Source organism: Petrachloros mirabilis, assembly GCF_975968855.1.
This window is the reverse complement of sequence record NZ_CDLUDY010000095.1, coordinates 1-9,546: the sequence shown is the minus strand read 5'-3', so window position 1 is coordinate 9,546 and position 9,546 is coordinate 1. Positions and strand designations below refer to the sequence as shown.

Annotated in this window: 7 protein-coding genes; 2 read left to right on the top strand and 5 right to left on the bottom strand. The window is 54.3% G+C overall.

What is annotated here, in order from left to right; translation table 11 throughout:
- Positions 1-486: 486 nt before the first annotated feature.
- From ACWVCN_RS03925 to ACWVCN_RS03905, 5 genes are all read right to left on the bottom strand, one after another.
- Positions 487-4,686, bottom strand: a complete 4,200-nt coding sequence (locus ACWVCN_RS03925; RefSeq protein ID WP_455244210.1) for a PilZ domain-containing protein — start codon at positions 4,684-4,686, stop codon at positions 487-489.
- Between the two features lie 346 nt (positions 4,687-5,032).
- The gene (locus ACWVCN_RS03920; RefSeq protein ID WP_455244209.1) at positions 5,033-6,028 is read right to left on the bottom strand and encodes a hypothetical protein; all 996 of its coding nucleotides are present in this window, start codon (positions 6,026-6,028) and stop codon (positions 5,033-5,035) included.
- Between the two features lie 87 nt (positions 6,029-6,115).
- Positions 6,116-6,997 (bottom strand): nuclear transport factor 2 family protein, encoded by an 882-nt coding sequence (locus tag ACWVCN_RS03915; protein WP_455244208.1) that lies wholly within the window; start codon positions 6,995-6,997, stop codon positions 6,116-6,118.
- A 68-nt stretch (positions 6,998-7,065) separates the two neighbouring features.
- Positions 7,066-7,875: a PP2C family protein-serine/threonine phosphatase gene (locus tag ACWVCN_RS03910; RefSeq protein ID WP_455244207.1), complete on the bottom strand. Its 810-nt coding sequence runs from the start codon at positions 7,873-7,875 to the stop codon at positions 7,066-7,068.
- Positions 7,872-8,654 (bottom strand): ribonuclease H-like domain-containing protein, encoded by a 783-nt coding sequence (locus tag ACWVCN_RS03905; RefSeq protein ID WP_455244206.1) that lies wholly within the window; start codon positions 8,652-8,654, stop codon positions 7,872-7,874. The genes ACWVCN_RS03910 and ACWVCN_RS03905 overlap by 4 nt, the downstream gene beginning before the upstream one ends.
- Before the next feature lie 103 nt (positions 8,655-8,757).
- Here ACWVCN_RS03905 and ACWVCN_RS03900 point away from each other — a divergent pair, with 103 nt between their 5' ends.
- Both ACWVCN_RS03900 and ACWVCN_RS03895 read left to right on the top strand, forming a co-directional pair.
- Positions 8,758-9,141: a cyclophilin-like fold protein gene (locus ACWVCN_RS03900; RefSeq protein WP_455244205.1), complete on the top strand. Its 384-nt coding sequence runs from the start codon at positions 8,758-8,760 to the stop codon at positions 9,139-9,141.
- 5 nt (positions 9,142-9,146) lie between these two features.
- A complete protein-coding gene (locus tag ACWVCN_RS03895; RefSeq protein ID WP_455244204.1) occupies positions 9,147-9,428 on the top strand; it encodes a DUF507 family protein in 282 nt (93 codons plus the stop codon).
- Positions 9,429-9,546: the final 118 nt, after the last annotated feature.

Genomic DNA, 9,546 nt, shown 5'->3' with positions numbered 1-9,546 from the left:
GTAAAGAGGCCAATTCGGCATGGGCCCCTCCGCTGGAATCAGGGGGGATGTCAGATGATTCTGTTCCAGCTACGGATCTCACCGGGGCCTGAGACAACAGATAGCCAGGGATTGTGTGAGAAAGGGGAAGTGTTGGCGGAAAAGTTGAATTGGCCGTAGGTCCTATTGTGGCGGCACGGCGATAACATTCATGGTCACGGTCTAGGAGGTAGAGCGCTCCATGGGTTGTCGAACCAGCACGACACAATTCTTGGATGATGTGCTCGCTGAGTGAACCAAGGTCTGGTAATGCGCCAATGCGAGTTGAAAATTTTCTGACAAGATCAAGAAGATCTGCAGCGGAGGAAGGCACAGAAGCAGTACAGGAGCGAAGGGTCATAGCCAGATACCTTGTATGCGCCTGTGACTCCTGCCGACGAGGTGACCGGCGAAGACGGACACATATCTAAATGTTCAAAGTTGTACAGCGAGGAAGTATACACTGGGCTAGGTGCTGGGGCTAGAGGAATTCCTTTTTCCGGCTACTGCCATGAGCGCATGGCCGTCAAGAACTGGTAGGACGTCAAATGCCGTTAGCCCAGCTTGCTCTATAAGCGCTGAGAGCTCGTCTCTATCAAAGGTATGAATCCTCATTTGGCGGATGGCTTCGCGGAGCCTTCCGAAAAATGAGAGCAGCGGTTGTGCATCCACACCGAATTCATCCTGATTGGCCTGCCGGAGGTGATCTCTGTACAGTAAGGCGAGATCTGTATCGGGGTGGAACGTTGTCACGATGAGTCTGCCTTCGGGGTGCAGGACGCGGTGCCATTCACGGAGTGTGGCAAGCGGTGAGCGCACATAGGGCAAGGAAAGGTTGGAGATGAAGCGGTGCAGGCAACCGGTTTGAAACGGAAGGGCTCTCTCCCAATCAGCCTGAACCCAAGCGACGGTCAGGGCAGAAACGGCCGTCTTGCGTTCGGCGAATCCGGTTGAGATCTCTCGACGGAGGGATTCAACGGCATGGCGTGCGCGTGCGATCGTGTCCCGGGACTGTCTCACTCCGATCAAAATGGGGGGAGCCGTAACAGCCCAGCCCGCTTGCCTCACTTTATAGAGGTGATTCACGATTACGGCGCGAACCAGATCGCTCTCTCCAAATGTGGAATCGATGACCTTGCTACCGGGGTTAATTGGCGCGACCGAAGCACAAATATCTTCAAGAGCTTTCCGGTATCGGTGGAGGTTGTCAAGCTGCGGGATCTGAGACAGGTGAACGGATGCTAAAGCATCCCGACCGACCTGTGTCCCGCCGTGCATTAGACAGGTGTGCTCACGTTCAATTCGTCGCTGTCTTGTGAGGTCTTGGCGAATTGAGGATTCACCGTACGGGAGCGTCGGCGTAATTCCGAGGGCTGAAGAAATCTGATGCAATACCTGTTTGAATGCAGGAGGGTGGGGCTCGAAAGATGTGAGTTTGTTATCCGTGAGTGTCGTAGGAATGTTTGCCAGCCTTGTTTGTGAACTTAATGCCGTGACGAACGCATGGGGCAGATCCTGGGGTGGCAGTGAACTCCCGGCCGGGGTGGGTCCCGTAATAATGCTCAGGGGTGATTGATTAGAACGGAGGTCCTCTATAGTGGAAGCCAGATCGGTATATCGTCCTGCAATCAGATCACCGACAAACAGGTCGGCATTGATGTTCAACCCGAGCAAATTGGCGATGCCACGCCGCAGGCCGAAGCGATAATCTGCGACGAGGTTGTGCCCGTGCACAGACAGTAGTATCGCCTCGATATCGGTGGAGAGATTGATGAGCAATAGCAGATCGAGAGGCCGATTCTGTGCGAAAGCTTTCAGAGCCGCCCGTGCGCCCAGATCGCTGGCGATTACTGCAAGCGGTGTCCCGGGCCAGGTATGTCTAACGAATTCGATGACCCTGGTCAGGTCATGCTGTATGCCGCGCAATGTCGTGTGCTGCAATTCTCCTTCGCTGTTTCCGAGATGGTTCGTATGGTCGTAGCGCAGCACACGAATCTGGTGAGCCGCGAGGTAATGGGCGAGCGCCGCGTAATCGTACGCGGTCTGACCATATCCCGGAGTGATAACGACAATGGGGAGAGTGCTCTCAACCGGAGGGCTCAAATGATTGTCCGTAATGGCGATCGTCTGGCCTCTCGCATTGCGGCATTCCCGCGGAACCGTGAGTACGGGAACGGACGCCGTAAGAGCTTCATTTGCCAATTGAGTGGCGAGATATTGGTAGACGGCGCGGTGAAGCTCACGCTCGGCACGAGGAGTTAAGGGATCGAAACGGACACCGATTCGCATCGCATAGGAGACTCCTGGCAGACGGAGTGCATCGGGGGCCGTTGGATCCTGTACGGACCAGACGATTCGGGCGGGGAGAGCTGTATCTGGAGCGTCGGGAGTATGGGGGCCTTGGTCGCGGCTTCGGTAGGGAGGGGGAAAATGAATGACGACCGGTTTCCGGATGTCTTCCGGGCCCATTCTCACCTGCAGGCAGGCACCGCTACGGCTGATGTTGAGAACATGAGCCGTGAGACGGCTGGCTGGCTCTTGATAGCGTTCTGTTTCCAATCGAGCCGGAAGTGAGAGTACTACGCGCACTGTTTCCCGACGATCCTGATCAATCCGCCGATCCTGCAAAGCCTGATCCGTCTCCCGTGGTACTCTCTCCACCGTTTCGAGGAGCACTTCGACGGTAAGAGTGACCGCCTGATCGCGCACGGCTTCAATAAGCGAATCCAATACGGCTCTCTCAGTCTGCTTCATCGAATGAAACACGAGGATGAGGTGCGAAAATGGTGGACCTTCCGTCGCAGCACGATCCGAGACTGTCCGCTTGTGGGCAAGACCGCTGAGTTCGAGGATACCCACGGCTGTTTTCACGACGATATAGGCTTCTTGAGTCGGGATGGGCGGAAACTCTGCTGACAGCCTGATGCAAGCGCCTCCGAGGCCGATGTTAATGAGCATGCCTTCCCAGGTCGATGCACCTACCGTGACCCGAGCAGGGAGTGTCGTGGCGGTCCGGGCTGTCGCCCGCCGATCTTGCCCAACGAATCCACCTTTCCGTGAGACGGTTTCTGGAGGTATCGGCTTCGAGATCTCTCTTGACGGCGCAATTGCAGGTGAAGGGGGTTCCGGTAGAGGCGTTGGTTCGGATGGCAGTTGTGGGCCATTGGGAAGACGAAGTCGAAGATGTAAGGGACCTGTTGCTGGTGCAGAGATGTCGAGAGTCCCGCCAAGGTCCTTCGCTTTTTGGTACAAGTCGAGCAGGTCAATTGGCTCGGCCGAGGTAGGAAGCGGCGGCACTGGCGGCTCGCAATCTGATTCATCGATCTCAATGTCGATTTGGTTCAGGGACGTGAGTGGGAACAGAGTCGGCCATTCTGGCGACGCGAGGGGACCGACGACGCTCGTCTTGATACGAAGTACACGATGACGATCAACGGTCTTAAGATAGGACTTAGCGTAATTAATCAGGTGATGAACCAGATCAACGGTCCGTTCCCTATCTCCTCCGTAAGGGGCAAGGAACGATGCGAAGTCGGTCGTGACATCCTGGCGCGCCAGTTGGTCCGGGGGGATTGAGGAAAGGAGGTCTTCAATCAGCTGATTGACCGTGAAGCCCTGATCTGCCTTCTCAGATTCCTGCGCAAGCAAATCAAGGCGTTCTCCGAATTTCGAGGCGGCGACAGCCCCTTCCGCAAGTGTCTGGATACGCTCGAGTACGCGGGCGTCACGGAGGACCGAATAAAGTTGCTGGGATTCCGTGAGCAACGTGGAAAGAGGTTGCTGAAGCTCTCGCGATAAGGTGGTGATCTGTTGGGCAAGGCCATGTAGTGCCCGTGTGCGTTCCAGCCGTCGTTGAAGTTCCTGGATTACCAATTCTCGGCTCTTTCGCTCAGTGAGATCCCGAATGATGCCCACAGTTCCAAAGTAGCGGTGCGAGGCGTCATAGATTCCCCTTGCGCTGATCATGCCTGCGACGAGACGTATCTCTTCACCCCGAACCTCTCTTCGTTGGAAAATCAGTTCATGGCTGGTTGTGGCGCGGGCACCGGTTCTGCGTTCGTTGAAGCGAAATCGGGCAGCCTGTTGCCCGCTTTCCGGGAATAGTGTGTCGTAGGGTTGTCCGATAAGTTGTGCGGGCTCGAAGCCAAGTAATTCTTTCAGATTTCGGCTGATGCTGACAATTCGCCCTTCCGCATCAAGCTGATACGCTATATCCCCGAGCGACTCAATAAGTTGAAGATAAGTAGTGACTTCGCGAGTTCCGGACGGTACGTCTTCCGTCCTGGCGAGTGCCTCTTTTGCGCAGAAGAGCAGTTCCGTCAGGAAAGCGGGAGAATGCTTGTAGAGATAGTAGTCGACCCCCGCTTGTAGCGCCTTCGTTGCCGAAGCCGAATCGGTGCGTGTTGTTTGCAGGATGATAACTGTGGATGGCGATTGCCGTTTCAGAAGTTCTGCGAACGAGGCAATGTCTTGCGGTATGCTGTTATCGTCAAGAACGAAGAGCGCCCATGGCCGATCCGTCGCGGACATAGTAATGGCTTCTTCTGCGGAGTAGGCCGATTCAACAAGGCATTCGGGGAAGAATCCACGGAGGCTGATAGTGACGAGTTTGATCTCTTCGGCATGTTCATTGACGATCAGAATGGCTGGGGGGATGCTCTGTGGCATGAACAGGTCCTATTGTTCGTCTAATATGTCCGCCCTCCACGGACAGGAACGGACGCAAAAAGCCCCCTGCGCCTTTACGTCCTTCGTGTTGATCGGGTCAGGCGTGCACGAACAAGAAGTCGTCTGCACGGTGTACGCATCTGCATAGCATAGGCAGTGGGGAGAAACACAGCCCAAGTCCGTCCAAAATGGCTCCTGCTTTGGTAGGGGACTAATGCACAGAATTGGAAGTTCGGACAAAATTGTCCGGATGGATTGATGGAGAAGTTCTTTTCAGAAGCCGTGCAGAAAAGGATTAATTGCCGGTCAGCCACCTGCGTGTGGCTGACCGAGAGGGAAGCTTTTATTATCGCACGCTGGCAGTTTTGGCATTCGGACAGGCACCCGGTGTCATATAGAGGAGATAATTGCCCATGCCATGTTGGGCTTCCTGTTTGTGCAGGGGATGGTGATGGACCATCAGCATTTCATAATCTTCTTCTCTAGTCACCGGAAAACCCTGTTCGTCTTTGTAGACTTGGTGTGGCTGAAACTCCAGGAATGTTCCGTCCTGTGTGACGTCAGGAACAGTTCGAAGGAGAGTCCGCTTCCTTGTTTTATTCTCCAAGGCAATTAAGAGCAATTCGTCATGGCCATGAGGATAGGCAAATTTCACACAGCCATCCATGAGGAATTTTAACGGAGCCCTGTGGACTTGCACGCCGGGCTTGATCTCGATGCCTTCATCAGTCTGGTCCGGCCCTCGCTCACCGAACTTGCTGTAGCAGACCACGTTCACGCCCACCTGGTAGACATCCATTTCTTTGACAGGTGTGCCTTCCGGCGCCATGTACATCGTGAAGGTGGCCATAACGTCTTTTGTCGGCGGTGCCTTGTGGTAGAAGGCTACAACAGACATTAAGTGTTCTCCCTTTCCGAGTTTGACTCCATAACCTTTCGGAAACATAGCTTCCGTCATCTCTAGTCCTGCCCCGCCGAAAAACAAGGGTTCGCCAGGGCACGATACGCTGGGCTTGTCATTGTTCATCATCAGGATGTGGTGCAAATAATTTCGGGGAAGCGGTTTTCCTGCCTTGGTAAACACTGCCGATTTATAGCCGATCATGTACATATCTTTGGGGAGCTGGAAGATATGCTTCGGCATCGATGCCGCTAGATCACCTTCGTGACCAGAGGGAAGATCGATTGGACCGAAGGTAAGTGTGACGGTATTGTCCTTGATCGTTACGACTGTCGTCGTTTGGTTCTTCAAAGTCGGGATCGCATGATGGTCGTGTCCCCCATCGGCAAAGGCCGGCGAACCGAATAGCAGGGTGACCGCAATCAGGATAATCCAGAGCATAATTCCTCCTAGAGAGAATGGGACGAACCTGTCATCATAATGGAACTCCGACAGGTGATCTTTCGGTCGCCACGAACTGTTTTTGTATCAGGGTGTCACGGGTACCGGAGTCATCCGTTTCCAATGGTATGTCCCGCCATGTTCCCTTGGAGGGATGTTCTTTTGCGTTCCCACCCTTGTGTACCACCACACTCCTTTGGCTTCTTTGCCGTCTTCGGATAAAAGAAGTTCAAAGCCTCCCTCGCGGTCATTGCCCGGTTGATGCCACGTACCTTGCCAAAGTCGATCGGAAAATTTTGTAGTGACGAATCGTCCGCCGTGTTGCGTGTAGGGGCTGTTTCCGGCTTTATCGAGAGTCGCTTTGTAACGTTTGTCGTCCTCAACTTCGAGGATGTCCCATTCTCCGCTCAAGTCCGTGGTCGACGGATGAGACGAGTCTGATATCAGTGAGGAGGCAACTTGTCGTGACGTTCGGTCGTTCAGCGCAACGGCGGCGCCAGCGTTGCGAAACGATTCGTGCCAGGAGAGCAATACCCATTGGCCATTCCGGCGTTCCAGCACGCCTGTTTCACGGAGCGGGAGCACGGCCCGACGCGTGGCGCCGTCTTCTACGACTGTTCTGATGTAATCGAGTTCCATCGCATACCAGGCAATCTCGCCTTTCGTCCAGACCTTCAGCGATTGTATAGGCAATTCGAGGGAAGCGGCGGCTGAAAATTCCTCCAACATGTCCCGTTCAAGATCCGCCCAGCCGACGTACTTCCGACCACCGATCGTATAGCTCGTGATGTCATCGTCGTGGGCTATCAATTTAGAAAGTGTGTCCATGTCCTTCTCGGCATTGGCCCTCACCAGAGCGCGAACGGCCGCTTCTGCACCCTCTTCCGTGGCCGCGAGGCTGAAGGACGCCGTCAATGCCACCATGATTGCTGTGAAAAGGTACAGCAGGTGACGAAAGCGCACAAACATAATCGGTCTCCGTCTCAATAATGGATGAGCTGATGTTTTGCGAAGCATCGTGTGGCTGGAGAATCAGGCTACATGGCCGGTAGGGTCTTGTCAATGGCGAGGCTTCCCGACTTTGTCGGAGTCGTAAAGCCACAGACAATGACCGTCACATTATCCTCGCCTCCCTGACGTAAGGCGGCTTCAACCAAATCGTGGCAGGCACGACGAGGGTTGCAGGTGTCTCGTGACAAGATGGCGTGTATCGCATTGTCGTCGAGCATTTTGGTAAGGCCGTCACTGCAAAGGATCATCAAGTCTTTGTCGTTGATTGGTATCGACGTCAGTTCGGGTAATATCTCTGAGCCCATCCCGAGTCCTTTGGCCAGCACATGCTTGTCGGGATAGGACTGTGCCTTTGCCTCGTCGATCAGGCCGCGCTCCAACAACATATTGACAAGACTGTGGTCGCGCGTCAGTTGCGTCAAAATCCCGTCATGGAACCGATAAGCGCGGCTGTCTCCTAGATGCGCGATGTGGGCAACCGGCTTCGGTGTTGGAGTGATCGTCATAGCGACCGCCGTAGTTCCCATCCCTTTTAAGGCCGGCTCCTCCTTGACCCTGTTATGGATAGACTGGTTGGCAGCGATAAGGCATTCCATAATTTCGTGGGGGAGCAGACCGGATTGTTGTTTCGACGGTGAGGTAAGTTCCTTCGCTCGCTGGGTTGCGGTGTCGACTGCGAGATGAGCGGCCACGTCACCGCCAGGATGACCGCCCATCCCGTCAGCAATGATCCAGAAATTGCAACTGTTGATTGCGGCAAACACATCTTGATTGGACTGGCGAACACATCCGACATCCGTTCGCCCGAACCCGATCCATCTGGCGTTTTGTTTCATGGAATCGAGTTCCCAATTCCGACAGACGGAGGGCCGTAACGCTGGACCAGCTGCTCAAACAATGTTTCCGCCAGAGGTTCCAGGTTCCTGGTATCTGCCGCGTTGTAACGCAACAGCAGGTCCAGAGCGGACTCGTCTCCCCCTTGCCACCGATGCCAGAGACGCACCGCGTCCCAACCGTCCAATCCGTCGACAGAGTCTTCCCGTTCGATGCAGAGCGTCCGTTCGATAGATTTCAACCCTCCGTGCAACCCAAGGCGGCGTGCCGCTAGGCAAAGGTCGAAATGCGGCTTCCTCCAATTGAGCCGTGGAAAGTTTGCGTGCAGGAACGGAATATCGAATCCAGTGCCGAAAAATGTTACCAAGAGGTCCGTTCGATCCAACTCATCCTCTAAACGGTCTTCAGTCAAATTCTCTCCCCGGACCAGGCTGCTCATTCGTCCGTTCCGAAAGAGGCCAATGACAGTCACCTTCCCCTCGCGGGCGGACAATCCCGTTGTTTCGATGTCGAGATACAGAGTGCGACAGCGAAAAGTATCGAACAAGCGCCAATGGTCGCGGCTCTTGAGGCAGTCGCCAAAGTAATCGGCACGGCCGGCCTGCAATCGCGAATGGGCGGTTTCGAGGGCATCATTGTAGCAACACTTTCTTGCAGATGATATTCCGGGGACAGACGGTTGAGCGAGAAAAGTATTCCATTGGAGGATACCATCCTGCCAAAGACGGCGTTCAGTGGCCGGGCCGATTCCTTGGAGGAGGACAAAGGTTGACGTCAACATGGGTGCGGGATTGTAGCCTTGATTTCACCAGTTAAACAAGCTAGAGTCCGCTAGGGAAGCGTGTTTTCGTGTTTGCATTGTATGGATACAGACAGGAACATTGATGACGGACCAAGCGAAAAAAATACGGATTACGGTGGGGCAGGTTCGGGTTGAGGCGGAATTAAAGGATAACAAGACGGCGAAGGAAGTGTATGCAGCATTACCGGTTGAAGGACCTGTCAACATGTGGGGCGAAGAGTTCTATTTCAAGTTGGCTGGCGTAAAGGACCACCGGGAAACGGCCACGAATCAAGTGAAGATTGGTGATGTAGCATTCTGGGGAGCGGGCCAGGTGTTGGCGATTTTTTTCGGTCGTACGCCGATGAGCATAGGGGCGGAACCGGTGCCTGCCGATCGTGTGAATGTCATTGGTCGCATTGTTGGAGATGCCACTGTATTGAAGCGGGTAATGGGCGCTCCGACGATTCGCGTCGAACAGGTGTGATCGCGATGCGTCTTTCGAGGGAACGGGTGAGGCACATGGCCGATGCGCTTGCTTCCAGGCTCGTGCAAGAAGGTCATGTCGTCTTGACTGGCCAAGACAGGGCTTTTGCCGACGCGATTGATCATGCCGTAACGGAGGAATTGTCTGTGGAAGACCGCTTAAATGCCGAAGTCAGGCAACTGCTGAAAGCGTATGAACAACAAATAGAGCAAGGTCAGGTCGATTATCAGAAAATGTTTACGATGATCAAACAGAAATTAGTCCGAGAACGGGGGGTCATTCTCTAAACGCATTAAGTGAACAGTGAGAAGGGGTAAGGCAGGGAGAGCCGGAAGCTGTTCACGGCTCGCTGTTTGCTGGTCGTATGCTGACTGAAGACAAAGCTAGCCATCTGGCACATGTCAT

Coding starts and splice junctions, on each gene's coding strand:
- ACWVCN_RS03925 (WP_455244210.1), bottom strand. CDS start 4,686: ATGCCACAGAGCATCCCCCCAGCCATTCTGATCGTCAATGAACATGCC.
- ACWVCN_RS03920 (WP_455244209.1), bottom strand. CDS start 6,028: ATGCTCTGGATTATCCTGATTGCGGTCACCCTGCTATTCGGTTCGCCG.
- ACWVCN_RS03915 (WP_455244208.1), bottom strand. CDS start 6,997: ATGTTTGTGCGCTTTCGTCACCTGCTGTACCTTTTCACAGCAATCATG.
- ACWVCN_RS03910 (WP_455244207.1), bottom strand. CDS start 7,875: ATGAAACAAAACGCCAGATGGATCGGGTTCGGGCGAACGGATGTCGGA.
- ACWVCN_RS03905 (WP_455244206.1), bottom strand. CDS start 8,654: ATGTTGACGTCAACCTTTGTCCTCCTCCAAGGAATCGGCCCGGCCACT.
- ACWVCN_RS03900 (WP_455244205.1), top strand. CDS start 8,758: ATGACGGACCAAGCGAAAAAAATACGGATTACGGTGGGGCAGGTTCGG.
- ACWVCN_RS03895 (WP_455244204.1), top strand. CDS start 9,147: ATGCGTCTTTCGAGGGAACGGGTGAGGCACATGGCCGATGCGCTTGCT.